The sequence below is a fragment of the Streptomyces sp. NRRL B-24484 genome (assembly GCF_000717715.1).
Lineage (GTDB): Bacteria > Actinomycetota > Actinomycetes > Streptomycetales > Streptomycetaceae > Kitasatospora.
This window is the reverse complement of sequence record NZ_JOAI01000046.1, coordinates 89,081-112,156: the sequence shown is the minus strand read 5'-3', so window position 1 is coordinate 112,156 and position 23,076 is coordinate 89,081. Positions and strand designations below refer to the sequence as shown.

The window sequence follows — 23,076 nt, the reverse complement described above, 5'->3', positions numbered from 1 at the left end:
GGGTGGGGCGGGGTGGGGCGGGGTGGGGCGGGGTGGGGCGGGGGTGGGACGGGTGAGGGCCCGGGGCGGTGGGGTCCGCTCCCGGGCCGCGGTCGAGCGGGGGGATCAGAACTTGATGCCGCCGATGAGGCTGGCCAGACTCGCGCCGCCCGCGGTGATGCTGGGGGCGATCGAGGAGCCCGCGACGTAGAAGCCGAACAGTGCGCACACCAGGGCGTGCGAGACCTTGAGTCCGTCCCGGCGGAAGAAGAGGAAGGCGATGGTGCCGAAGAGGACGATGCCGGAAATGGAGAGGATCACGTGGTCAGCTCCTCGTGAGGGGGCGGGGACAAGTGTTACTGAAAGTGTTCTTATCGTGACAAAAAGTAATAGCCGATGGAACGTGGCAAACGGGTGGATCTGCTCGCGTCCGATGCATCGGCGGTATGCGCACCGAGCCCCGGCCGTGCGCTCCAAGGCGTCCCCCTGGCGCGTGATCGCCTTCGGCGGAACGGGGAAATTCGCTCGAACGGATGCGTGACCCGGCGGCTGCGGCGGCCCGGAGCCCCTTCCGCTACGGTGCGTACCGGAATCCGCGCACCCGAGGTGCGCCCCGCAGCACCCCCAGGAAGGCCCGCCGATGACCGACGAGACCCCGCAGACGCCCGACCCCGAGGTCGTCGAACTGGCCGGCCGGCTGTTCGACGCCGCCCGGTCCGGCGACGCCGAACTGCTCGCCGCCTACCTGGCGGCCGGCGCCCCCGCGGACCTCTCCAACGAGCGCGGCGACAGCCTGCTGATGCTCGCCGCGTACCACGGGCACGCCGCCGCGGTGGCCGCCCTGCTGAAGCACGGCGCCGACGCCGACCGGGCCAACGACCGCGGCCAGACCCCGCTCGCCGGCGCCGTCTTCAAGGGCCACGACGAGGTGGTCACCGCGCTGCTCGACGGCGGCGCCGACCCGACCGCCGGCACCCCGTCCGCCCTGGACACCGCCCGGATGTTCGGCAAGGACGGGCTGGTCGCCCGGTTCGAGAGCCGCTGACCGGCCCCTTTAGGCTTGGTGACCATGTCGAACACCTCGAAGACCCCGGTCATGGAGCTGCGGACCACCGGCTACGGGCACCCGGACGCGGCGAAGCTCGCCGCCGAGGTGCAGCAGGAGTACGTCCGCCGGTACGGGGACGTCGACCGGACGTCGATGCACGAGGACCACTTCGACCCGCCGGGCGGCCTGTTCGTGGTCGGCTACCTCGACGGCGACCCGGTGGCCTGCGGCGGCTGGCGCGCCAAGGAGGCCGACGCCGACGGACTGCGCGAGGGCGACGCCGAACTCAAGCGGATGTACGTGGTGGAGCGGGCCCGCGGGCGTGGGCTCGCCCGCGCCGTGCTGCGCCACCTCGAGGCCACCGCACGCGGGGCCGGGCGCACCAGGCTCGTCCTGGAGACCGGCACGGAGCAGCCCGAGGCGATCGCGCTCTACGCCTCCGAGGGCTACCTGCCGATCACCAAGTTCGGCTTCTACAAGGGCTCCGAGCAGAGCGTCTGCATGGGGAAGCCGCTCGACGGCTGACCCCGCCCGTTCGTGGGAAGGGCGCTGCCGCCCCGGCGGAGGCGGCGGCGCCGGTCGAGGGGGTGCCGTCGGCGGGCGGCGGGCCCGCCGGGAACCGGTGGCCTACTTGAACCAGTAGCGGACGCCGCCGTGGTGCGAGCAGGTGCCCGAGAAGGTCGCCGAGAAGGACGCGGTGCTGTCGTTGCACTCGGCCGTCTCGCCGCCGGAGGCCGGGCTCGCGCCGACGTCCCAGCCGCAGAGGCCGGTGGTGTGGTGGGCGCAGTGGTGCGCGGCCGCGGTGGTCGGTGCGGGCTTGGGCGCGGCGGTCGTCCGGGCCGCCGCCGCGGTGGTGCGGACCGGGGCGGGTGCGGCGGCCTTCGCGGTCTGGACCGTCGGAGCGGTCGTACGGGCGGGTGCCCCCGTGGCGGCCGGGGCGGCGGGCGTCGGCGAGCCGCCGGGGGAGGCGCCGGACGATCCGCTCGGGGACTCGACCGGTGCGGCGGGCGCGGGGGCGTCGGGCGCGCTCGGCGTCGCGGAGAGCGAGGCGGGCGGGGGAGCGGCGGTGCCCGGGGTGGTGTCCGCCGGGTCGCACGCGGCACTGAACAGGGCGAGGGCGAGCAGGCCGGCTGCGGGCAGCAGTCTTCGGCCGTCGAAGGAGAGTCTCACGGGCGGCCAAACTAGGGCAGTCCGTGGCCGTCCCATGGGGATTTTCCGATTTTCCGACGCGAGCGGAGGCGGCGGTGTAGGGATGTCCAGAACAGATCTGCAACATCTTGCCGAAACTTGCTGCAACAGGGTTGAAATGGCATCCGTTCGCAGGCAGGCTCTATGCCGCCGGGCCCGCCAGCGGGGGGCGGACCCACCCCAGGAAGCGAGCGCTGCACGCCGGTGACGACATTCCAGATTCTCGGCAGAGTTTGCCTGCGTCCCGACCACGGCTCGTCCGAGGCCCTCGACGTCAAGGGGGTCAAGGCGCGCGCCCTGCTGGTGACCCTGCTGCTGCGGGCCGGCACCACCGTCTCCCTGGACCGGCTGGCCGAGGCGCTCTGGGATGAGGAGCCGCCCCGCTCGGCCGTCGCCAACATCCGCACCCACGCGAGCCGGTTGAGGCGCTCCTTCGACGCGCGGACCGCCCTGCTCGGCACGGTCGGCGGCTACGAACTCCAGGTGGACGCCGACCGCTGCGACCACCTGCGGTTCCTCGACCGGGCCGCCGCCGGCCGGGCGGCACTGGAGGCCGGTGACCCGGCCCGGGCCGCGGGCCGGCTCGCCGCCGCGCTCGCCCTCTGGCAGGGCGACGAGGCCGCCGTCGGCGTGCCGCGCAACGGCCCGCTCGCGGCCTGGCTCGGCCACCTGGACGAGGAGCGGATGCGGGCCGTCGAGGACTTCGCCGACGCCCAACTGCAGCTCGCCGAACCGCGGTCCGCCCTCCGCGACCTGGCCGGTCTGCTCGCCGCGGCACCGCTGCGCGGCCGGGCCTGGGAGTTGCGGATGCGGGCCCACCACCGGCTCGGCGAGATCGACGGGGTCACCGCGGCCTACCGGGCCGCCGAGGCCGTGCACCGTCGCGAACTCGGGACCGGCCCCGGCGCCCGGCTCGACGCGCTCTACCGGAGCCTGGTCAACAGCGCGCCCGTGCCGGTGGGTTGAGGCCGCGGGGTGCGTGCCGGGCGACATGGTGAGGCGGCCGCGGTGGGCCGCCGCGGCAGGTCGGTCGCGGCAGGTCAGTCGCGGCGGCGGGCGTCCTCCACCACCCGGCCGTCGGCGAGTTCCACCACCCGGTCGGCGAGTTCCATCAGCGCCGGGTCGTGAGTGGCGACCAGCACGGTGACGCCCTCGCTGCGGACCACCGCGCGCAGCAGCTCCATGACGGCGCGGCCGGTCTCCGAATCCAGCCGGCCGGTCGGCTCGTCCGCGATCACCAGCGCCGGCTCGTTCGCCAACGCCCGTGCGACGGCGACACGTTGCTGCTGGCCGCCGGAGAGCTCGGCGGGCCGCTGGTCCGCGTGGTCGGCCAGCCCGACCAGGGCCAGCAGCATGCGCACCCGCTCGTCGCGCTCCCTCGCCGGCATCCGCCGCAGCCGCATCGGCACGCCGACGTTCTCGGCCGCCGTCAGCACCGGGATCAGCCCGAAGGACTGGAAGACGAAGCCGATCCGGTCGCGGCGCAGCGCCAGCCGGCCGTCCTCGTCCAGGCCGGCCAGGTCGGTGCCGTCCAGCACGATCCGGCCCGAGGTGGGCGCGTCCAGGCCGCCGAGCAGGTTCAGCAGCGTGGTCTTGCCCGACCCGGAACGGCCCCTGAGCGCCGTGAGTTCGCCGCGGCGGACCTCGAAGGTCGCCCCGCGCAGCGCGTGCACGGCCTGCGGGCCGCTGCCGAAGCTCCGCCGGACGTCCTCGGCCGAGACCATCACATCCGTCATCGAGACTCCTCCTGCGGCCCGTCCACGACCGGCCACACGCCGATGTGGTCCTGCTCCAGCTCCAGGCGCACCCGGCGGGAGAGCCGGAGCGCCGCCGTGAACTCCGCGGGCAGCTGCAGCCGCCCGGCCCGGTCGAGCACGGCGTACTCCACCCCCGGGCGGCCCTGCTCGTGGCGAAGCACCTCGGTGGAGGTGCGGCCGTTGCGGATCCGTACCGTCCGGGACACCTGCTCGGCCACCGCCGCGTCATGGGTGACGATCACCACGGTGACCCCCAGCTCCGCATTGGCGGACCGCAGGGCGTCGAACACCTCCTCGCCGGTGGCGCTGTCGAGCTCGCCGGTCGGCTCGTCCGCCAGCAGCAGGGCGGGCGCGTTGGCGTTGGCGACGGCGATCGCCACCCGCTGCTGCTCGCCGCCGGAGAGCTCGCCCGGCCGCCGGCCGAGCTTGCCGCCGAGCCCCAGCAGTCCGAGCAACTCCTCGGCCCGGGGCTGCCGTTGCGCGCGCGGGAGGCCTGCGTACCGCATCGGCAGCATCACGTTCTCGATCGCCGTCAGATAGGGCAGCAGGTTCCTCGCGGTCTGCTGCTGGACGAACCCGACGGTGCGCCGCCGGTACTCCAGGCGTTCGCGCCGGCGCATCGCCAGCAGGTCCCGGCCGGCGACCGAGGCGCTGCCCGCGGTGGGCACGTCCAGGCCGGCGAGGATCGACAGCAGGGTCGACTTGCCCGAGCCGGACGCACCGACCAGCGCCAGCAACTCGCCGTCCGCCACGGTGAGGTCGAGCCCCTGCAGCGCCTGCACCTCGACGCCCTCACTGCGGAAGATCCGCACCAGGTTCTCGCACACCACCATCCCCTCCGGCCGTTCGGGCCGCCGGGCGGCAGCCGTACGCAGCCGCTCCAGCGAAGGTGCCTCCGACATCGCACTCACCGGGCCTCCCCCAGTCTCAACAGCGCCGCCGGCCGGCGCCGTCGGCCGACCACGGTCTCCAGGCCGGCGACCGCCAGCACCATCAGCACGAGCCCGCCGCCGAGCGCGGCGGTGAGCACCCAGTCCACCGACGGCCCGGTGCCGGGCGGCGCGCCCGTCAGGTCCGCCAGGTCCAACGCGGGGCCGAGCGCCGCGGGCAGCAGCAGACCCAGCGCCGTCCCGCCGACGGCCGCAGCGACCACCATCGGCAGCAGTTCCAGCAGATGGATCGCGGCCGCCGCCCGGCTGCCCAGACCGAGGGTGCGCAGCACGGCCGCCGTCGCGCCCCGCTCCCGGGCGCCGGCCAGCAGGTCCACGGCCACCACCAGGAGCGCCACCAGCAGGGCGCCGAGGCCGCAGACCAGCCATGCGGCGTCCAGCGCGCGGACCAGGCCGTCGCCGCCCAGCCGCGCCGACTCGGCCGCCCGGACACGGACCTGCAGCCGGAGCACCCCGCCGGCCGCCCCCGGTGCCGCGGAGGCCCGGATGCCGTCGGCGGCGGTGCGGCGCAGCAGTTCGGCGTCCGGCAGCGCCGCCCCGGCCGTTCGCAGCAGCACCGCGGTGCGCGCCGTCGGGCCGTCCGGACGGGGCCCGGCCGCCGCCACCAGGAGCGGTCCGCCCGCGGGGAGCGCGTCCAGCACCGGGCCGAGGGCCGGGTCCTGCCGGGCGGCGGCCGGCAGGGCGCCGACGACCCGCAGCCGGAGGACGGTGCGGCCGCCGTCGACGGCCTCGAACTCGCCCTCCGGGACGGCCGCGTCCGCCAGCACGTCCACGGTCGGCACCGCCCCGGCGGTACTCTCCCCGGCACCCCCGAGGCCCGCGGAGCGCACGGCCCGGCCGAGCGGGGAGCCCGGCACCGCGGCGAGCAGCGCCGCCGGGTCGACCCGGACGACCGCCGCCGCCCGCAGCAGTTCGCCGTCCACGGCCAGCAGGTCCCGCGACGCCGCGGTCACCGCGACCGTGCGGGAGACCCCCGGCAGCGCCGCCAGGTCCGCCGTCGCGGCGTCCAGGCCGGCCGGCCCGATCACCGCGGCGTCCGCACCGCTGAGCCAGGCCGCGGCCCGCTCCCGGCCGTCCCGCACCGAGCCGGAGACCAGGCCGCCCAGCACGGCCCCGGACAGCGCCAGCACCAGCACCAGCAGCGCCGCCCCCGCGGCCGGTGCCTCCCGCCCGGCCCGGGCGAGCGCCACCAGCGGCACCGCCCCGGTGCGCCGCCGCGCCCACCGGGCGAGCAGCCGCACCGGCAGCGGGTACAGCCACCACAGCACCGTCACCGCGGCCGCGCCGAGCAGGCCCGGCAGCAGGAACAGCTGCGGATCCCAGGCCGCGACGGAGCCGCCGCGCAGCCGCAGCGACAGCACCCCCGCGGCGGCCGCCAGCAGCACCGTCGCGTCGCGGACCAGCCGGCGGGCCAGCGGGCTGCGCGGCAGCCGGACGGCGGTGCCGCGCCGCGGCTCGCGGTACCGGGCCCAGACCGTGCCGGGCGGCGCGCACCACACCAGCAGCACCGCCGCCAGGGCCGCGGCCGCCACCGCCCGGCCCGGTGCCCCGGCCGGCACCGCCCGGCCGCCCGCGGCGACCCCGGCGGACCAGCCCGCCGCGGCCCCGGCGAGCACCGTCGGGACGCCGGCCAGCAGCCGCTGCCCGACCAGCCCGGCCAGCCCGGCGCCCCGGGCGCGGCGCAGCTCCAGATCGGCCGCCTCGCGCCGGACGGCGAGTCGGGCCGCCGCGAGTGCGCCGATCACCGCGACGGTCATCAGCCCGGCCAGTGCGAAGGAGCGCAGCGCCTGCGTCCGCGCGCTGCGCCGTTCGAAGACGGACACGACGGCGGACAGCCGCTCCGTCACCTGCGGCGGCGACACCCGGCGCAGGTCGAGCTTGCACGGCAGGGTGGCCAGGGCGCGGTCGCCGCACACGCCGACGGCCGCGTCCTGGACGAACGCGACCGCCTCGCGGCCCAGTCCGCCGGCCCGGCCGGCCGCTCCGGCACCGCCGGCCGGGTCCACCCGGACGGGGTAGCCGAGCGTCAGTGACAGGCCGGCCGGGCCGGCGCTGCCGCGTGCCTCGACCGCCTCGACGCCGGCAGCACCCGTCAGGAACTCGACGGCGGTGCGCCGCCCCTGCGCGGTGTCGCTCACCAACGGCCGTGCCAGCGCGGGGAACTGCTGCCAGAGGTCGGCCGTCCCGGTGACCGGCGCGAAGACGCCCACCACCACCGCCGCGGTCTCCAGCCCGGGCCCGCGTAGCGACACCGGGCGGCCGATCGCCAGACCGAGGACGTCCGCGTTCGCCGCCGAGACGGCGACCTCGACCGGGGCCGTCGCCGGATCGCCCTGCGGGACGCCCGGTGCCCGGCCAGCCGTCCAGCGCAGCTCGCGGCCGGCGTCCTGGGCGTAGAGCAGCTGTGCGGTCGGCACGGTGCCGTCCGGGCGGCGGACGCCGTCCCCGAGGACCGGCACCACGCCGGTCTCGATCCGGGCGGTCGGCGCCCCGAGCACCGCCGCCAGCCCGGGGCCGGCGCCGTGGCGCAGCCCCTCGGCCAGCCGGGCGAGGTCGCCCTCCAGGGTGCCGAACTTCGGGGCCAGCGACGAGCCGTCGTCCGCCGCCGGGGCCCGCAGGCCCGAGCGCACGGTGACCAACGGGCCGTCGGACGCGGCCTGTTCGACCTCCCGGGCCAGCGCCCGGGTGGCCGGCCGGTCGTACGACGGCTCCCAGGCAGCGGCGAGCGCCGCCAGCACCGCCACCAGAACGAACTGCAGCGCGTACAGCGGCAGTCGGCGCGAAGCGGCCCGCGGCCACCGGCCGGCGGTCATCCGTCCTCCCCTGCCCTCAGGGTCCGCGCCAGGTCGACCCGGGCGAACCTCCTTGCCAGCACCGACGATCCGGCTCCCACCAGGGCGCCGGTGGCCAGCGCGGCGGCCGCGGTGGCCGTCCACCCCGGACCGATCCGCAGCGCGGGGAACACCGCCGAGGCGCTGCCGTCCACCACGACCAGCGGCAGCAGCAGGGCCGCCGACAGCAGGCCCAGCACCGCACCGAGCAGCACGGCGGCACCGGTCAGGGTGAGCATCTCGGTGCGCAGCACGGCCGCGAGCCGCCCCGGCGCCACACCGATCGCCCGCAGCACCGCGAACTCCCGGCTGCGCGAGCGTGCATCCGCCGCGGCCTGCACGGTCGTTCCGGCGAGGGCGAACAGCGGCGCGAGCAGCAGGCAGAGCCACAGCGTGCGGCGCAGCCCCGCCTGGTACGGGTCGGCGGCCAGCGTCGCGGCCTCGTCCCGCAGGCTCCGTACGGTGCCCAGCTCCGGGTGCCCGCGCAGCGCGGTCTGCGCGGCGCGGCCGCCGTCCGGCCCCGCCGCGAGCCACCAGCGGGCCTCCGGCACCGGCGGGGACCCGCCGAGGATCCGCTGCGCGGCGAATGCCCGGGAGTCGGCGAGCACGGCCGGCCGATCCCGGGGCAGGCCCGGGACGACGGCGATCCGCCCGACCACCACGGCCCGCACCACCGGGTCGCCGCCGGGCACGAGGAGCAGCCGGGAGCCGACCCGCACCCCGGCGGCGAGCAGGGCGTCGTCCGCGAGGACGGGCAGCGGCGGCGCGTCCGGCTCGGCGGCCACGGTGTACGCCACCTCGGGCGTCCGGCCGTCGCTCATCCCGTTCGGCTGCTGGGTGCGCAGCACGGCCAGCAGCAGGCCGCCGGCCGGCTCGGTGAGGGTGCACGGCCCGGCCAGGTCGTCGCTGGTCTCGGGGATCCGCCCCGCCGAGCCGGCCGCGGGGTGGCCGGGGCAGCCGATGTCCTCCGGCCTGCCCGCGCCGGGCGCGGTGGCCGTCCAGCCGAGGCCGGCCGGCGGCGCGAGGTCGTGCCGGGCGGACGGGCCGACCGCGGTGATCCGCTCCAGGTCCAGGGTGAGGCTGCGGCGTCCGGGCAGGTCCGCGGCGGGCTGCACGGCGACCCGGGCGACCCGGGCGGGCCGGGCCGCGGTGACGGGGGCGGACAGGTCGAAGCGCAGGGGGCGCCGGACGCCGTCGGTGGGCACGGTCGCCGCGAGCGTCCGGGAGAGCCCGTCGGCGTCCTCCACCAGCAGGACGAGCCGGACGGCACCGGCGGGCAGCGGGGCGTCCGCGGCGAGGCCCACCGACAGCTCCAGCGCGGTCGTCCCCTCCGGAACGGGCAGACCGTACGCGGGGGTGCCCCTCCGCAGCAGCGGGAGCAGGGCGTCGAGCGGCCGGTCGGCCAGGTCCGCGCGGAGCGCAGGCAGCGCGGCGCCCGCGGACGAGAGGGTCTGCTGCGCGGTACGGGAGTTGACGGCCACCGCCTGCACCGGCAGGTTGCCGAGGTCGGTGCGGGCCTCGACCACCGGGCTGACGGCCCGGACACCGGGCAGCGCCGCCAGCGCGGCCGCCCGCCGGTCGGAGGCGAGCCCGCCGCCGCTCAGTCCGAGGTCCGCACCCACGGCCGCGGCGGCCCGGTCACGGTAGTTCGGGCCGAGCGAGGCGAGCGCGGTGGCGGAGAAGGCACAGACGGACAGCGCCAGCACCGAGAGCAGCACCGAGGCGGCCGGGCCGCCCGGCCGGCGGCTGATCCGCCAGCTGCTCAGTGGCAGCACCAGACCCGTACTGAGGGCGGCCGCCCGCTCCGCGAGCCGCATCAGCGGCGGCAGCAGCCGCAGCAGCACCAGCGCACCGGCGGTCAGCACGGCGGCCGGCGCGAGGACCAGCACCGGATCGGCCCAGGTGTCGAAGCCGACCCGCGCCGGATCGGCCACCGGGCCGCCGTAGTGCCGCAGTTGGAGCCAGCCGAGGACGGCCGCCAGCAGCAGGGCCAGGTCGGCCCCGGCCTGCTGCACGGCCGTCCGGCGGGCCGAGCGGCCGCGCACCGCCGCATCCCGCGCACCGGACAGCGCCAGCCGGGCGACCGGCAGCACCACCGCCCCGCCGTGCACCAGCAGCATGGCGGCGACCGCGACCACCGAGCCGGTGGAGGCGCCGGCCCCGGCCATCGCCAGCGGCGCCACGACGAGCATTCCCGCGAGGGCGGCGGGCAGCGAGAAGGCCGCCCACTCACCGGCCGCGGCGAGCAGCAGTCGGCCGCCGCCCGCCCCGCGGGCGAGCCGCAGCACGGTCTCCGCCGCACTGCTCTCCGCGAGTTGACGTGCCGTCAGGGCGAGGGTCAGGGTGGCGAGCACGGTCAGCAGGGTGGCCGGGACGTACAGCGAGGAACGGGCCGCGAGCATCGGCAGCGCGGTGCCCGCCAGCAGCTCCGGCAGCGCGGTGCGGATCGCCGTCCCGCCGACCGGCGGCGGGGCCTCCCGGTACACCGACCGGACGGGGTCGCCGGTGCCGAACGCGGCGGAACGGGCCCGCAGTCCGGCGAGTTCGGACACCGGCAGCCGCGACACCTCGGGCAGCGCCACCCACTCGGCCAGACCGCCGTCGGCCAGCGCGGCCTCGGCACGGAACGCCGCGGGGGAGACCAGTGCGGCCGCCCGCTCCACCTCGCGGTCCGGCTCGGCCAGGCCCTGCCAGAACGCACCGCTGAGCGGCGCGGCCCGGTAGCGGCCGGTGACCCGCAGCGCCACGGTGCGGTTGGCCGGGCTGGTGAGCACCAGGACGTCGCCCGGGCGGACACCCGTCCGCTGCGCCCACTCGTCGGGCACCGCCGCCGCGACCTCGGCGCCGGCCCCGCCGACCGGCCAACTCCCGGCGGTCAGCTGCGCATGGCGGCCCGGCTCGGCTAGGCCCACCGGCAGCAGCACCGACTCGGCGGGCAGGGCCGGCTGCCCGGCCGGCCGGGCCGCGGTCAGCGGCGCCGCCGACCGCGCGGCCGTCTCGACCCGGTACGGCACGTCCGCCAGCACCCGGTGGAAGGCCGCCCGCACCGAGCGGTCGGCCGCGGCCTGCGCCCCGGCCGCGCCGAGCTCGGTCTGCACCGACACCGACAGCCGCCGGTCGCCCGCCAGTTGGCGGCGCATCCCGTCGGTCACCGCCCGGCCGGACAGTGCGGTGAGCACCGTCACCGCGGCGGCCGCGACCAGCACCGCGAGCGCCGCCGAGACCAGCGGCAGCGCATGGTGGCCGACCCTGCGGGCCACCGTGCGGTGGGCCCGCGGCTCCGATCCGTCCGGCACGGACGTCCTCCTCGGGCTACGGAAACGACGACGGGCAACTACCTGGAACAGCACGTGGGTCGGCGCGGACGGCGGCGGCCCGCCGGCCGCCGCCGTCCGCGCCGCAGGGCGCAGCCGCCGTCAGCAGCAGCTGCCGGTGTTCTCCCAGCCGGTGCAGAAGCTGCTGTCCCAGCACTTGTTCTGCTGGAGGCGCAGGTTGCGGACGCCGCAGCCGGACGAGCTGACGCAGCGGGTCTGGTACCACCAGGTGGCGTCCGCGGTGATCTTCGGCGCGAAACGGGCGGCCACGGCGTCCGCGAACTGCTGGAGCTTGCTCATCACGTACTCCTCACTCCGTCCGGCCACCGGGTTGCAGCCGGACGCCGTGGACGCTAACCGCCCGGCATACAGCGGACGTTGCGCCCGCGCAGTACGAGCCGTGTATCCCCCGTTCCTATGCTGCGGATCCGCGTTCCCGTGCTGCGGATCCGCCGCCCGTGGAGAGGACTCCCGATGTACTACGCAGCGGTCGCCTGCCGCGTCCTGCTCGCCCTGGTCTTCGCGGCGTCCGCGGTCTCCAAGGTGCGCGGGCGCGCCGCGTTCACCGCCTTCGAGGACGCGCTGCGCGGCATGCGGCTGGTGCCCGCGGGACGGGTCCGGCGCACCGCCCTGCTGGTGGCCGCGGCCGAGACCGCGCTGCCCCCGCTGCTGGCGCTGCCGGCGACGGCCACGGCCGGCCTGCTGCTCGCGGTCGGACTGCTCGCCGGCCTCACCGCCTCGGTCGCGGTCACCCTGCGCCGCGGCGCGGTGGTCGGCTGCCCCTGCTTCGGGGCCACCGCCGTGCCGCTCGGCCGGCGCCACCTGGTCCGCAACCTGCTGCTCACCGCCGCCGCGCTGACCGCGCTCGCCGCCGCCCACCGGCCGGCCCCGGACGGCGGCGCGCAGGCCGCCGCCCTGCTGCTGGCGGGCGGCGCCGGCGCCCTGGCCGCGCTGGTCACCGCCACCCTCGACGATCTCGCCGCCCTCTTCGCCCCCTCCCGATAGGAGCCCCGAAATGCCCGTACTGGTCTCGGCCGTCGTGCTGCTGGGCGCACTCGGCCTGCTCAACCTCGTGCTCACCTTCGGGATCGTCCGCCGGCTCAACGCGCAGCCCGCCACGGCCGCACGGCCCGCCGGCCCGCACGGCCTCGCGGACGCCGCCAGCATCGGCGCGACCGCCGGCCCCTTCTCGGTGACCGCCGTCGACGGTTCCACGGTCACCCGGGACACCCTCACCACGCCCGCCCTGGTCGCCTTCTTCGCACCCGGCTGCCCGCCCTGCGCCGAACTGCTCCCCGAATTCACCGGCCGCCTCCGCGAGGACGGCCCGGCCGCGGGCAGCGTCCTCGCCGTGGTCACCCCCGGCGCCGGCCAGCAGCAGTACGTCGACGCCCTCGCCGAGGTCGCCACCGTCGTCACCGACGGCGGCGCCCAGGACGTCGTGGACGCGCTCGGCGTCGGCGGATTCCCGGTCGTCGCCCGGCTGGACGGCGACGGCACCCTGCACGTGCTCCACCGCGACCTGCGGGAGATGGCCGGCCCGGTGCCGGCATGAGGCGCCGCCTCGCCGCACTCCGCGCCGTCCTCGGCCTCGCCGTCCGCACCGCCCCGGCGGCCCTGCTCGGCTGCCTGCTGACCGCCGCAGCCGTCGCCGTGGTGCCCGTCGCCGCGGCCTGGCTGATGCGGACCGTGCTGGACGGGCTCACCGCGCCGCACCCCTCCGGCCTGCCGCTGCCCGTCGCCGGCCTGGTCGCCACCGGCGTCGCCGCAGCCGTCCTGCCGCACGTCGAGCAGCTCGTCCGCGGCGAACTCGCCCGCCGGATCGCCGTCGAGGCCCAGGACCGGCTCTACGCGGCCGTCAATTCCACGGTCGGGCTGGCCCGGTTCGAGGACCCGGCCCGGCTCGACCGGCTCCGGCTCGCCCAGCAGTGCGGGCAGGAGGCCCCGCCGCAGATCGTCCTCGGCGCGGTCGGCCTGCTCCGGACGGCCCTCACCACCGCCGGGTTCGTCGCCACCCTCGCCGCGATCGGACCGGTCCTCGCGCTGCTCGTCCTGCTCGCCTCCGTGCCCGTGCTGGCCACCGAGTTCCGGCTCTCCCGGGCCTGGGTCGGCACCGCACTGCGGATCACCCCGTACGAGCGGCGGGAGATGTTCTACGGGCAGCTGCTCGGCGACGTGCAGGCCGCCAAGGAACTGCGGCTGTTCGGGCTCGGCCCGTACTTCCGGGCCCGGATGCGGGCCGACCGCGCCGTGGTCGACGCCGCCAACCGCCGCACCGAACAGCGGGCCGCCCTGCTGCAGGGCGCGCCCGCCCTGGTGTCCGCCGCCGTCTCCGCGGCCGGGCTGGTCTGGGCCGTCCGCGCGGCGGCCCGCGGCGAACTCACCGTCGGCGACGTCTCGGTGTTCGTCGCGGCGGTCGCAGCCGTCCAGGGCGGCATCGGCACCGCCGCGGCGCTCGCCGCCCTCGCCCAGCAGAAGCTCGCCCTCTTCGGGCAGTACCTCGACGTCCTCGCCGAACCCGTGGACCTGCCCGCCCTCGCCCCGGTCCGGCCGGCCCCGCCGCTGCGGCACGGCCTCGAACTGCGCGACGTCTGGTTCCGCTACTCCGACCGGCACGACTGGGTGCTGCGCGGCGTCAGCCTCACCCTGCCCGCCGGCCGCTCGCTCGCCCTGGTCGGCGACAACGGCGCCGGCAAGAGCACCCTCGTCAAGCTGCTGCTCCGCTTCTACGACCCGACCCGCGGCGCCGTGCTCTGGGACGGCACCGACATCCGCCACTTCGCACCCGAGGAGCTCCGGGAGCGGATCAGCGCGGTCTTCCAGGACTTCATGCGCTACGACCTGACCGCCGCCGAGAACATCGCCCTCGGCGACGTCCGCACCGCCGACCCGGGCCGCGTCCGGCAGGCCGCCGCCGAAGCCGGCGCCGACGGACTGCTGGCGAGCCTCCCGCAGGGCGGCGACACCATGCTCGGCCGCGCCTTCCTCCAGGACCCTGACCACCCCGAGGAGGGCGTCGAACTCTCCGGCGGACAGTGGCAACGGGTCGCGCTGGCCCGCGCCATGATGCGGCGCGGCCCCGACCTGCTGATCCTCGACGAGCCGACGGCCGGCCTCGACCCCGCCGCCGAGTACGAGGTCCAGCGGCTGCTGCGCCGACACCGGCACGGGCGCACCGGCCTGATGATCTCGCACCGCCTCGGCACCGCCCGGGAGGCCGACCTGATCGCCGTCCTGCGCGAGGGCACCGTCGCCGAACACGGCACCCACGAGGAGCTGATCGCCGCCGACGGCACCTACGCCGGGCTCTTCCGCCGGCAGGCCGAGGGCTACACCGCCGGGAGCGCACGGTGACCTCGACGCTCCTCGCCGCCGCGGCCGCCCTGCTGGTCGCGGCCGCCGCCTGCCTGGTCGCCGTCCGGCGCCGCCTGCTGATCACCGTCGAAGGGGTGAGCATGCAGCCCACCCTGCGGGCCGGCGACGTGCTGATCGGCCGGCGGGCCGGGCTGCGCGCCCTGCGGGCGGGCGCCCTGGTGATCGTGGAACGCCCCGACCCGTCCGGCGGCTGGCCCGCCCCCGGCACCGGCCGGCCGCGCCGCTGGATGGTCAAACGGGTCGCCGCCCTGCCGGGTGACCCGATGCCGGCCGCCGTCGCCGCCTGCGCCGCCGGTGCGGTGGTGCCGCCCGGCACGGTGGTCGTGCTCGGCGACAACCGCGCCGCGAGCATCGACTCCCGCACCCTCGGGCCCGTCCCCGCCGACCGCCTCCTCGGCCTCGTCCTGCGCCGCCACCGCCCCGGCCCGGCCGCCCGCCCGCTCGCGCCGCCGGATGCCGGTACCGGCGTAACCGCGCCGGTCAGGCGTCGTTGGGTGTTGCGTCACGCCCGACCGTGCGTGCACAAATGACTGAGAGGGGCATCCGATGGCCGAGGCCTACTTCGCGTTCACGTGCCAGCCCGCTTCGGACGAGTTCGTCTTCCGGCTGACCGACGACGCGAAGATCGAGGAGGCGCGCAAGATCCTCCGCGGCGAGCAGAAGGACAGGATCCATGTGCTCGGCCGGCTCATCAAGCGGCCCGCCTCCTACAACCCGGGCTGGAGCTACCACCTGGACCCGACCACCATCAGCTTCTTCGAGATGGCCATCGAGGTGTGCGACGCCGGCCCCACGTACGTCGAGGACCACCTCGACGAGGCCTGCGGCGCCTTCCTGCCCGGCTGCATCTGGTGCCCCTGGAGTTCGGTGCTCACGCGTGAGGTCAACGGGGCGACGGCGGCCGGCGCGACGTCCTCCGCGCCCGCGACCCTCCAGGCGAAGACACTGTCGAACGGCTGGCCGGCCCTGAAGGGCACCGCGTTCGCCTCCGGCATCGACGCCGTGTGCGGCGTGCCGGACAACGCCACCGACCTGTACCTGTTCAAGGGCGACCAGTACCTGCGCTACAAGGTCGCCGAGGAGAAGATCGCCTCGGGCCCCAAGAGCCTCGCGGACGGCTGGGCCGGCCTCAAGGGGACCGCCTTCGCCAACGGGATCGACGCCGCCTCCCTCGTCCCGGACAACACCACCGACGTCTACCTGTTCAAGGGCGACCAGTACCTGCGCTACCGCACCGGCGACGAGAAGATCGCCTCCGGCCCCAAGAGCCTCACGGACGGCTGGGCCGGCCTCAAGGGCACCGCCTTCGCCAACGGCATCAGCGCGGCCTGCAGTGTGCCCGGCGAGCCGACCAGCCTGTACCTGTTCAAGGACGACCAGTACGTGCTCTACCGCACCCGCGACGAGAAGATCACCTCGGGCCCCAAGAGCCTGGCGTCGCTCTGGGGCATCGACGGCGTCTTCGCCAAGGGCGTCGACGACGCCTGCCGCGTCCCCGGCGGCACCGGTGACCTGTACTTCTTCAAGGGCGACCAGTACGTCCGCGTGCGCTGACCGCACCCCGGACGGCCCGTAGGCGGCCAGGGGAGACGTACCGATGGCTCCCACCCGGGAAACCGCAGGTGGGAGCCGTCGGGACCGGTGCTCAGATCAGTGTGCGCCAGTAGTACCAGAACCTGTTCAGCACCAGCAGGGCGATGCCGAGGTACCAGAGGGCCGGCACCACCCAGTGGTGGCGGGCCACCGACGGCCACCAGCGCGGGGCCGGCAGGACGCCCGTCCGCAGGTTGTGCAGGGTGAGGTACCAGGCCAGCGGCCCGACCACGGCCCACACGACCATGCAGTACGGGCAGAGCGCGCCGATCTCGTACAGCGCCTGGGTGATCAGCCAGACGGTGAAGCCCAGTCCGGCGAGGGCGCCGGCCTGCAGGCCCAGCCAGTACCAGCGGCGGTAGCGGGCACCGGCCAGCAGGCCCGCGCCGGCCGCGATCAGGACGGCGAACGCGGCCAGGCCGAGCAGCGGGTTCGGGAAGCCGAAGACCGACGCCTGGTCGGTGCGCATCACCGAACCGCAGCTGATCACCGGGTTGATGCTGCAGCCGGGCCGGTAGGCCGGGTTCTCCAGCATCCGCAGCTTGTCGAAGGTCAGCACCGCCGAGGCCGCCAGGCCCAGCAGACCGCCGACCACCAGCAGCCGGGCCAGGCCCCGCCCGGCACCGATCGTCGCACCGGACACCATCTCAGCCCCCGGTCGTCTTGCGGACCAGCGCCGCCCACTGCTCGCCCGTCACCGGCTTGCCGTCGTCGCCGAAGACGTTCAGCACCTTGCCGTCGAGCACCACCGTCGGGGTGCCCTGGGCGCCGCTGGCCGAGAACGCCGCGTCCACCTTGGCCGCCCACGGCCGGTAGGCGCCCTCGGTGACCGCCTTGGTGAACGCCGCCGTCTTCAGCCCCGGCACCTTGTCGGCCAGCTCCAGGATCCGGTTGACGTCCCCGAAGCCGTCCTCGCGCTCGTCGGGCTGGTTGGCGTACAGCACGTCGTGGAACTGCTTGAACTTGTCCACGCCCTCGTTCAGCGCGGCCCCGGCGGCGGCCAGTGCCGTCCGCGAACCCTTGCCGCCGAGGTTCTTGTCCAGGAACGCCGCCAGGTGGTACTCGATCTTGTACTGGCCGCTGTCCGCGAGCTGCTGGACCGACTTGCCCGCGGAGGCCTCGAACTGCTTGCAGACCGGGCAGCGGAAGTCCTCGTACACCTGCAGGGTGTGCGGGGCGTCGGCCTTGCCGTACACCACCACCGTGCCGTCCTGACCGGTGGTGTTGGCCGGCACCGTCAGCGGCGCCGAGGCCGCCGGGTCCGCGTCCGAGGAGGTGGCCGTGGCGATCGCCGCCACCGTGCCGCCCACCACGGCCAGTGCCGCCACGACGCTCACCGCGACGACGGTACGGCGCCGCAGCGCGGCCGCCTTCTTCTCCCGGCGGTGGGCCTCCTGCAGGCGCTCACGGGCCGAGGTACGGGACTGCTGGGGCTGGGTGCTCATGATGATCCGTCGAATCCTCGCGTACGGGCGCACCACCGGGCCGCGCGGCCGCGCAGCGGTGCACCGGAGAAAAGAGAAGGGGGAAGGCACGCGGGGCCCGCCCGCCCGGCGGCAGTGCCGTCAGCGGGCGAGCGCGAACACCGGCGGGCCGCGGCGCGGCGCCGGCGAGGGAACGACGGACTCCGGGCGGGGCAGCGGCTCCCGCGCGTCCGGCGAGGGCGCCAGCTCGGCCGGGCAGGCCGGCAGCGGCGCGAGGACCGACAGCAGGCGCCAGGCGACCGTCCCGGCCACCGCCCGCAGCGTGCGCAGCACCTGTGCCGCACCGCCGATCGCGGCCGCGCCCAGGCGCAGCCACAGCGCCGCGGCGAGCGCCAGCGCCAGGTGCGCCAGCAGCACCAGCAGCCGCAGCGAACCGGCGGACTGCCCGGCGAGACCGGACAGCATCGGACTGCCGTCCACCGAACCGCCGCCGCAGACCAGCAGATCCACCCCGTGCGACCGGGCGGCGACCGTCGTGCAGCCGTCCTGACCCAGGTTGAACGCGGTGTTCAGCAGCAGCTCGACGGGGACCATCACCGCCGTCAGCCGCCCGAGGCCGTGCCGCGCGCCGTCCAGCGCCACGGCCACCAGGAACACGGCCGCGGTGCACGCCAGGACCAGCGTCAGCGGCAGCGGCCGACCCGTCAGCACGACCTGGCCCAGGGCAGCGAGCGGCACCGCGAGGGCGGTGAACACCGCGGCCCGCAGAACCCTCGTCGCCCGGCTCTCGGTCATGGACAGCGAGTATGCCAGGTCGTGGATCAGGACGGTGTAAGCGTCCGGGCGGGTGACGCGGCGTCAGGGAGGCCCGCTCCGCGCCCCCGCGGGCATACCCTGGACACCCCGGGAAGAGGGTGGTCAGCGTGCCGCACGGAGCCGAGCCCACCGCCGGCACGGTCCTCGGCGCCTGGATCGCCGGGCAGACCGGGACCCTCGCCGGCCTCGCGGCGGCCGTCCGCGCCGACGAACCGGACGCCGTCCACCGGATGCGGGTCACCTGCCGCCGGCTGCGCAGCACCCTGCAGGCCTACCGGCCGCTGATCGGTGCCGACACCACCGCCCTCGTCACCGCGCTCAAGGACCTCGCCGCGGCCCTCGGCGCCGCCCGGGACACCGAGGTCCTCGCCGAGCGGCTCACCGCCGAGGCCCGCACCCTGCCCGAGGACTGCCGGCCGGACGAGGTCGCCGCCGCCCTCGCCGCCTGGGCCGCCGAGCGCACCGCCGACGCCCGTCCCGAGGCGCTCGCCGCCCTGGACGGACCGGGCTTCCCCGCGCTGCTCGCCGCCCTGCGCGGCCTGGTCGCCGAACCGCGCTTCACCGCCCGCGCCGACCGCCCCGCGGCGAGCGAGCTGGCCCGGGTCGCCCGCCGCCAGCAGCGCCGCACCGCCCGCCGGATCGAGCGGGCCGGCGGTGCCGCACCCGGCGAGGCCGCCGCCGCCCTGCACGAGGCCCGAAAGGCCGCCAAGCGCGCCCGCTACGCCGGCGAGCCGGCCGGCCCGGCCGCCGAGCGGTTCACCCGCCGGATGAAGGACCTCCAGGACCTCCTCGGCACCCACCAGGACGCCGTCCTCGCCGGCCGCACCCTGCACGCCCTCGCCGCGGCGGACCCGCAGCACGCCTTCGCCTACGGCGTCCTCTACGACCGCCAGCTCGCGGCCGCGGCCGCCGACCGGGCCCGCCTCCCGGAGGTCTGGCGCAGGGCGGGCGAGCCGGCGGCCTTCTGAACGGCTCCGCTCGCGCGGCCGCGGGCGTCCCGGCCGGGTCAGAGCAGGCCGGCCGTGCCCGCGGCCGTCGCCAGGAGGTCGCGGACCATCGCCGGGGTGAGGCGGCCGGTGTACGTGTTGCGGGGGCTCACGTGGTAGCAGCCGAAGAGCTCCAGCGGCGGGCCGCCGTCCGCCGCCGGCAGGGTGGCGCGGGCGCCGTGCCCGAAGACCGGCCGGGGGCGGGGAACCGTCCGGCCGGCGGCGGCGAGGGCGGGCAGGACGGCCTCCCAGGCGAACCCGCCGAGGGCGACCACCGCGCGGACGGTCGGCCGCAGGTAGTCGAACTCGCGGGCGATCCAGGGCCGGCAGGTGTCCCGCTCCTCCCGGGTCGGCCGGTTCTCCGGCGGGCAGCACCGCACCGGGTCGGTGATCCGCACCCCGTACAGCTCCATCCCGTCGTCCCGCCAGGTGGAGTGCGGCTGCGAGGCCAGCCCGAGCTCGTGCAGGGCGGCGTACAGCAGGTCGCCGGACGGGTCGCCGGTGAAGATCCGGCCGGTCCGGTTGGCGCCGTGCGCGGCCGGGGCGAGCCCGACGATCACCAGGGCGGCGTCGGCCGGCCCGAAGCCGGGGATCGGCCGGGCCCAGTACTCGTCCTGCAGGTAGGCGCGCCGCTTCGTCCGGGCGGCCTCCTCGCGCCAGGCGACCAGCCGCGGGCAGGCCCGGCAGTGGGTGACCGTCGCGTCCAGGTCGGCGAGGCCTCGGCTCGCGGCGGCCGCGGCGGCCGGATGGTCCGGGGCCTGCGGGTCCGGGGCCGCGGGGAGCGGCGTCGGCCGGCGGCGGTCCGGGGCGCCGGAGGGCGGCGGTGAGGGCGGCTCCATGCCCGAGATCGTAGGCGCTGCGGGCGGGCCGGAGGGCCGGAGCCGGGCGGCCGGTGGACATCGGAGTAGCGTGGAGAGCGGGGTCCCTGCGTGTGCCCGAGGTGACGCAATGATCATTCTCGACGCGATTCTGGGCGCGCTGATCGTCCTTGCCGTGTGGGCCGGGGTGAGCATCCGGGTGGTGCAGCAGTACCAGCGGGGTGTGGTGTTCAGGTTCGGCCGGGTGCTGGAGGACGTGCGGGACCCGGGCCTGGCCTGGCTCATGCCGATCGCCGACCGGCTGAAGCGGGTGAACGTGCAGATCGTCACGATGCCGATCCCCGCACAGGAGGGCATCACCCGCGACAACGTGACCGTCCGGGTCGACGCCGTCGTCTACTACCGGGTCGTCGACCCGGTGAAGGCCACCGTCAACGTGCAGGACTACAACTTCGCGATCTCCCAGGTCGCCCAGACCTCGCTCCGGTCGATCATCGGCAAGAGCGAACTGGACGAGCTGCTGGCCAACCGCGAGCCGCTGAACCAGGGCCTGGAGCTGATGCTCGACAGCCCGGCGCTGGGCTGGGGCATCGAGATCGACCGGGTGGAGATCAAGGACGTCGCCCTGCCGGAGTCGATGAAGCGCTCGATGTCGCGGCAGGCGGAGGCGGAACGGGAGCGCCGGGCGCGGATCATCACCGCGGACGGCGAGTACCAGGCCTCGGCCCGGCTCTCGGAGGCGGCCGCGATCATGAGCGCCACCCCGGCGGCACTCCAACTGCGGCTGCTGCAGACCGTGGTGGAGGTCGCCGCGGAGAAGAACTCCACGCTGGTGCTGCCCTTCCCGGTGGAGCTGCTCCGTTTCCTCGACAGCGTCACCGAGAAGCCGGCGCCGGCCCCCGAGCCGGCCGCCGCGCCCGGCCCCGAACAGCTGGAGCTGCCCGATCTCCCGGCGCTGGACGAGGTGTTGGCCCGTGACCCGCTGGAGGACCCCGGCGACGCGGTGAACGGCTCGCGGCCCGAGGTGGCGGCCCCGCGGAGCCGGGACCACGATGGAGGGACGGGGGTCTGAGGCACGGCGGGAGGCCTGACCATGACGACAGCCGGAGAGATCATGCACCCGGGCGCCGAGTGCGTGGGGGAGTTCGAAACGCTGGCCGACGCGGCCAGGATCATGAAGGACCGCGGGGTCGGCGCGCTGCCGATCTGCGGTGAGAACCAGAAGCTGCTGGGCATCCTCACCGACCGGGACATCGTGCTGAAGTGCGTCGCCGACGGTCTCGACCCGACGAAGGTCAGGGCCGTCGACCTCGCCGTCGGGCGGCCCATGGTGATCGAGGAGGACGAGGACGCCGAACAGGTCCTGCGGGTCATGGAGCAGCACCTCGTCCGCCGCCTGCCGGTGATCAACCACCCCGACCACAAGCTGGTCGGCATGATCAGCGAGGCGGACATCGCCCGGCACATGCCGCAGGAGCGGGTCGCCGAGTTCGTCACCACCATCTGCGCCGAGGAGGGGCCGCAGTAGCGGGACCGCGGGTCGCGCGGGCCGGCCGGGCGGTGGGGGTGCCGCCCGGCCGGCCGCTGCTCAGAGCCGGGCCAGGAAGGTGTCGGCGATCACCTGGTAGCCGGCGTCGTTGGCGTGGATGTCGCCGCGCGCCATGTTGGTCCACTGCATGATGCGGGCCACGTTCAGCGGCACCCGGGTGCCGTTGAAGGGCACCGGGCGCAGCTCGTCGGTGTCGAAGGCCCGGGCGACGTCCGCCGTCGGCACCCCGTGCGCCGCGTCGGCGATGCCGATCGCGGCGTTCAGCGCGTGCGAGAGCGGCAGTGACATCGCGGCGGTCGCCCTGCCCTGCTCGCCGGTCAACCAGGCGGCGAGGAAGGGGTCGTAGAGGTTCATGCCGACGATCCGGGTGCGCGGTCCGGCCGCCGCCTGCAGCCGGCCGAGGATGTCGGACAGGCCGCGGCCCGCGGTGGCGATGCCCTGCAGGGCGCACGGCAGGTCGATGGTGCCGCCGCTCGCGCAGCGGTTCACGTCGTTGGCGCCGATGTCGATCGTCACCAGCACCCGGTCCTTCCGGTGCTCGCGCAGGAAGCGTTCGGCGGCGGCGAGTTGGGAGTCCGTCCAGGGGTGCGGCCAGGGGCAGCCGCCGTTCGCCATGGTGCCGGTGGTCTCGCCCGGGCAGCCCAGGTCGGTGAAGTCGAACGGGCGGTGGCGGGCGGCGGCCCGCTCGCCCAGCACCCGGGCGATGTCCTGGGCGTAGCCGCGGCCGACCACCCGGCCGCCGTCCGGGGTGGTCTGGTAGCCGGCGGCGAGCGAGTCGCCGAGGGCCAGGTACCAGCGCGGCACGTCGGCGGGGACGGGGCGGTGCTCGGCCGCGGCGGCCGGAGCGGCCGTCAGGCCGAGCGCGGTGGCGGTGAACAGGGCTGCGGCGACGGCGAGTCTGACGCCTCCGGGCAGGGGTGAGCGCATCGGGCCTCCAGGGGTGGTGGGGGCCGCAGTGGGGTGCGGCCCGGTGAGGCTACTGCGCGGTAGGCCCGGTGAGTAGGGGTCGGACGTGATCAGCCGGGGAAGGCGTAGACGGTGCTGGCGTGCGCGGCCGGCTCCTCCTCGCCCTCGGCCGTCATCACCACGTCCACGAAGGCGAGCCGGCGGCCCAGCTTGGTGATCCGGGCGGTCACCAGGACGTCCGCGCCGACCACCGCGCGCTGGAAGGTGGTCGACTGCTGGATCGTGGTCATCGGGCCGAAGCCGCCGCGGGCCGCGGAGACGGCGACCACGGTCGCCGTGTCGGCGGCCGCCATCAGCGCCTGGCCGCTCAGGCCGCCGCCCTCGCGGGTGAGTTCGTCCGACCAGGGCAGCCGGAGCACGGCGTGCCGGTCACCGGTCTCGGTGACGGAGAGCTTGAGCGCCTGCACCCAGGGAGCGAAGTGGTCGGCGAGGATGGTGTCCGCCTCGGCGGTGGAGATCGTCACCGTGTCATTGTGGCGGCG

Annotated in this window: 24 protein-coding genes; 11 read left to right on the top strand and 13 right to left on the bottom strand. The window is 76.4% G+C overall.

What is annotated here, in order from left to right; genetic code table 11:
• Positions 1-105: 105 nt before the first annotated feature.
• The gene (locus IE98_RS0132810) at positions 106-300 is read right to left on the bottom strand and encodes a hypothetical protein (protein WP_030275351.1); all 195 of its coding nucleotides are present in this window, start codon (positions 298-300) and stop codon (positions 106-108) included.
• Between the two features lie 319 nt (positions 301-619).
• On the opposite strand from IE98_RS0132810, the gene IE98_RS0132805 reads away from it, so the two are divergent.
• Positions 620-1,024, top strand: a complete 405-nt coding sequence (locus IE98_RS0132805) for an ankyrin repeat domain-containing protein (RefSeq protein WP_030275349.1) — start codon at positions 620-622, stop codon at positions 1,022-1,024.
• Positions 1,025-1,048: 24 nt separating this feature from the next.
• Entirely contained in the window at positions 1,049-1,552 is a 504-nt protein-coding gene (locus IE98_RS0132800; RefSeq protein WP_324605824.1) for a GNAT family N-acetyltransferase, read from the top strand.
• 102 nt (positions 1,553-1,654) lie between these two features.
• Here the strand turns inward: IE98_RS0132800 and IE98_RS51335 are convergent, their stop codons facing one another.
• The gene (locus tag IE98_RS51335) at positions 1,655-2,197 is read right to left on the bottom strand and encodes a DUF3761 domain-containing protein (RefSeq protein ID WP_234443761.1); all 543 of its coding nucleotides are present in this window, start codon (positions 2,195-2,197) and stop codon (positions 1,655-1,657) included.
• A 222-nt stretch (positions 2,198-2,419) separates the two neighbouring features.
• Between IE98_RS51335 and IE98_RS0132785 the strand changes: the two genes are divergently transcribed.
• The gene (locus tag IE98_RS0132785) at positions 2,420-3,181 is read left to right on the top strand and encodes an AfsR/SARP family transcriptional regulator (protein WP_030275345.1); all 762 of its coding nucleotides are present in this window, start codon (positions 2,420-2,422) and stop codon (positions 3,179-3,181) included.
• Positions 3,182-3,255: 74 nt separating this feature from the next.
• On the opposite strand, the gene IE98_RS0132780 is transcribed toward IE98_RS0132785, so the two are convergent.
• From IE98_RS0132780 to IE98_RS0132760, 5 genes are all read right to left on the bottom strand, one after another.
• The gene (locus IE98_RS0132780) at positions 3,256-3,951 is read right to left on the bottom strand and encodes an ABC transporter ATP-binding protein (protein WP_030275343.1); all 696 of its coding nucleotides are present in this window, start codon (positions 3,949-3,951) and stop codon (positions 3,256-3,258) included.
• Complete coding sequence (locus IE98_RS0132775; protein ID WP_052391286.1) at positions 3,948-4,874, bottom strand: ABC transporter ATP-binding protein; 927 nt, start codon at positions 4,872-4,874, stop codon at positions 3,948-3,950. Before IE98_RS0132775 ends, IE98_RS0132780 begins: the two co-directional genes overlap by 4 nt.
• A 5-nt stretch (positions 4,875-4,879) precedes the next feature.
• Positions 4,880-7,735: a hypothetical protein gene (locus IE98_RS0132770; RefSeq protein WP_030275339.1), complete on the bottom strand. Its 2,856-nt coding sequence runs from the start codon at positions 7,733-7,735 to the stop codon at positions 4,880-4,882.
• Positions 7,732-11,049 carry an FtsX-like permease family protein gene (locus IE98_RS0132765; RefSeq protein ID WP_030275334.1) on the bottom strand — a complete coding sequence of 1,106 codons (3,318 nt, stop codon included), beginning with the start codon at positions 11,047-11,049 and terminating at the stop codon, positions 7,732-7,734. Before IE98_RS0132765 ends, IE98_RS0132770 begins: the two co-directional genes overlap by 4 nt.
• Before the next feature lie 120 nt (positions 11,050-11,169).
• On the bottom strand, positions 11,170-11,367 hold the full coding sequence (locus IE98_RS0132760; RefSeq protein WP_030275333.1) for a hypothetical protein: 198 nt from the start codon (positions 11,365-11,367) through the stop codon (positions 11,170-11,172).
• 174 nt (positions 11,368-11,541) lie between these two features.
• Between IE98_RS0132760 and IE98_RS0132755 the strand changes: the two genes are divergently transcribed.
• From IE98_RS0132755 to IE98_RS45795, 5 genes are read left to right on the top strand one after another with little or no spacing between them, the layout of a single operon-like run.
• Positions 11,542-12,072 (top strand): MauE/DoxX family redox-associated membrane protein, encoded by a 531-nt coding sequence (locus tag IE98_RS0132755; protein WP_030275331.1) that lies wholly within the window; start codon positions 11,542-11,544, stop codon positions 12,070-12,072.
• A gap of 10 nt (positions 12,073-12,082) precedes the next feature.
• Positions 12,083-12,622, top strand: coding sequence for a TlpA family protein disulfide reductase (locus tag IE98_RS0132750; RefSeq protein WP_052391285.1), 540 nt, complete (start codon positions 12,083-12,085; stop codon positions 12,620-12,622).
• Positions 12,619-14,421 carry an ABC transporter ATP-binding protein gene (locus tag IE98_RS0132745; RefSeq protein ID WP_030275328.1) on the top strand — a complete coding sequence of 601 codons (1,803 nt, stop codon included), beginning with the start codon at positions 12,619-12,621 and terminating at the stop codon, positions 14,419-14,421. Before IE98_RS0132750 ends, IE98_RS0132745 begins: the two co-directional genes overlap by 4 nt.
• On the top strand, positions 14,418-14,972 hold the full coding sequence (locus IE98_RS0132740; RefSeq protein WP_052391284.1) for a S26 family signal peptidase: 555 nt from the start codon (positions 14,418-14,420) through the stop codon (positions 14,970-14,972). The genes IE98_RS0132745 and IE98_RS0132740 overlap by 4 nt, the downstream gene beginning before the upstream one ends.
• A 16-nt stretch (positions 14,973-14,988) precedes the next feature.
• Complete coding sequence (locus IE98_RS45795; RefSeq protein ID WP_063749050.1) at positions 14,989-15,996, top strand: hemopexin repeat-containing protein; 1,008 nt, start codon at positions 14,989-14,991, stop codon at positions 15,994-15,996.
• Between the two features lie 91 nt (positions 15,997-16,087).
• Here the strand turns inward: IE98_RS45795 and IE98_RS0132730 are convergent, their stop codons facing one another.
• From IE98_RS0132730 to IE98_RS43465, 3 genes are all read right to left on the bottom strand, one after another.
• A complete protein-coding gene (locus IE98_RS0132730; RefSeq protein WP_052391283.1) occupies positions 16,088-16,681 on the bottom strand; it encodes a vitamin K epoxide reductase family protein in 594 nt (197 codons plus the stop codon).
• Between the two features lies 1 nt (position 16,682).
• Positions 16,683-17,480, bottom strand: a complete 798-nt coding sequence (locus IE98_RS0132725; RefSeq protein WP_030275321.1) for a DsbA family protein — start codon at positions 17,478-17,480, stop codon at positions 16,683-16,685.
• Between the two features lie 120 nt (positions 17,481-17,600).
• Positions 17,601-18,254, bottom strand: a complete 654-nt coding sequence (locus tag IE98_RS43465) for a hypothetical protein (protein WP_043175674.1) — start codon at positions 18,252-18,254, stop codon at positions 17,601-17,603.
• Positions 18,255-18,382: 128 nt separating this feature from the next.
• Between IE98_RS43465 and IE98_RS0132715 the strand changes: the two genes are divergently transcribed.
• Positions 18,383-19,243, top strand: a complete 861-nt coding sequence (locus IE98_RS0132715) for a CHAD domain-containing protein (RefSeq protein WP_159401148.1) — start codon at positions 18,383-18,385, stop codon at positions 19,241-19,243.
• 38 nt (positions 19,244-19,281) lie between these two features.
• Here the strand turns inward: IE98_RS0132715 and IE98_RS0132710 are convergent, their stop codons facing one another.
• On the bottom strand, positions 19,282-20,100 hold the full coding sequence (locus IE98_RS0132710; protein WP_030275315.1) for a uracil-DNA glycosylase: 819 nt from the start codon (positions 20,098-20,100) through the stop codon (positions 19,282-19,284).
• Positions 20,101-20,209: 109 nt separating this feature from the next.
• Here IE98_RS0132710 and IE98_RS0132705 point away from each other — a divergent pair, with 109 nt between their 5' ends.
• On the top strand, positions 20,210-21,151 hold the full coding sequence (locus tag IE98_RS0132705; RefSeq protein WP_199923005.1) for a slipin family protein: 942 nt from the start codon (positions 20,210-20,212) through the stop codon (positions 21,149-21,151).
• A gap of 21 nt (positions 21,152-21,172) precedes the next feature.
• The gene (locus IE98_RS0132700; protein WP_030275313.1) at positions 21,173-21,607 is read left to right on the top strand and encodes a CBS domain-containing protein; all 435 of its coding nucleotides are present in this window, start codon (positions 21,173-21,175) and stop codon (positions 21,605-21,607) included.
• Between the two features lie 60 nt (positions 21,608-21,667).
• Here IE98_RS0132700 and IE98_RS0132695 read toward each other — a convergent pair whose 3' ends face one another.
• Positions 21,668-22,555 (bottom strand): SGNH/GDSL hydrolase family protein, encoded by an 888-nt coding sequence (locus tag IE98_RS0132695; protein ID WP_030275311.1) that lies wholly within the window; start codon positions 22,553-22,555, stop codon positions 21,668-21,670.
• Positions 22,556-22,644: 89 nt separating this feature from the next.
• Complete coding sequence (locus IE98_RS0132690; RefSeq protein WP_030275309.1) at positions 22,645-23,058, bottom strand: PaaI family thioesterase; 414 nt, start codon at positions 23,056-23,058, stop codon at positions 22,645-22,647.
• Positions 23,059-23,076: the final 18 nt, after the last annotated feature.

Coding starts and splice junctions, on each gene's coding strand:
- IE98_RS0132805 (WP_030275349.1), top strand. CDS start 620: ATGACCGACGAGACCCCGCAGACGCCCGACCCCGAGGTCGTCGAACTG.
- IE98_RS0132800 (WP_324605824.1), top strand. CDS start 1,049: ATGTCGAACACCTCGAAGACCCCGGTCATGGAGCTGCGGACCACCGGC.
- IE98_RS0132780 (WP_030275343.1), bottom strand. CDS start 3,951: ATGACGGATGTGATGGTCTCGGCCGAGGACGTCCGGCGGAGCTTCGGC.
- IE98_RS0132775 (WP_052391286.1), bottom strand. CDS start 4,874: ATGTCGGAGGCACCTTCGCTGGAGCGGCTGCGTACGGCTGCCGCCCGG.
- IE98_RS0132770 (WP_030275339.1), bottom strand. CDS start 7,735: ATGACCGCCGGCCGGTGGCCGCGGGCCGCTTCGCGCCGACTGCCGCTG.
- IE98_RS0132760 (WP_030275333.1), bottom strand. CDS start 11,367: ATGAGCAAGCTCCAGCAGTTCGCGGACGCCGTGGCCGCCCGTTTCGCG.
- IE98_RS0132755 (WP_030275331.1), top strand. CDS start 11,542: ATGTACTACGCAGCGGTCGCCTGCCGCGTCCTGCTCGCCCTGGTCTTC.
- IE98_RS0132750 (WP_052391285.1), top strand. CDS start 12,083: ATGCCCGTACTGGTCTCGGCCGTCGTGCTGCTGGGCGCACTCGGCCTG.
- IE98_RS0132745 (WP_030275328.1), top strand. CDS start 12,619: ATGAGGCGCCGCCTCGCCGCACTCCGCGCCGTCCTCGGCCTCGCCGTC.
- IE98_RS45795 (WP_063749050.1), top strand. CDS start 14,989: ATGGCCGAGGCCTACTTCGCGTTCACGTGCCAGCCCGCTTCGGACGAG.
- IE98_RS0132730 (WP_052391283.1), bottom strand. CDS start 16,681: ATGGTGTCCGGTGCGACGATCGGTGCCGGGCGGGGCCTGGCCCGGCTG.
- IE98_RS0132725 (WP_030275321.1), bottom strand. CDS start 17,480: ATGAGCACCCAGCCCCAGCAGTCCCGTACCTCGGCCCGTGAGCGCCTG.
- IE98_RS43465 (WP_043175674.1), bottom strand. CDS start 18,254: ATGACCGAGAGCCGGGCGACGAGGGTTCTGCGGGCCGCGGTGTTCACC.
- IE98_RS0132710 (WP_030275315.1), bottom strand. CDS start 20,100: ATGGAGCCGCCCTCACCGCCGCCCTCCGGCGCCCCGGACCGCCGCCGG.
- IE98_RS0132705 (WP_199923005.1), top strand. CDS start 20,210: ATGATCATTCTCGACGCGATTCTGGGCGCGCTGATCGTCCTTGCCGTG.
- IE98_RS0132700 (WP_030275313.1), top strand. CDS start 21,173: ATGACGACAGCCGGAGAGATCATGCACCCGGGCGCCGAGTGCGTGGGG.
- IE98_RS0132695 (WP_030275311.1), bottom strand. CDS start 22,555: ATGCGCTCACCCCTGCCCGGAGGCGTCAGACTCGCCGTCGCCGCAGCC.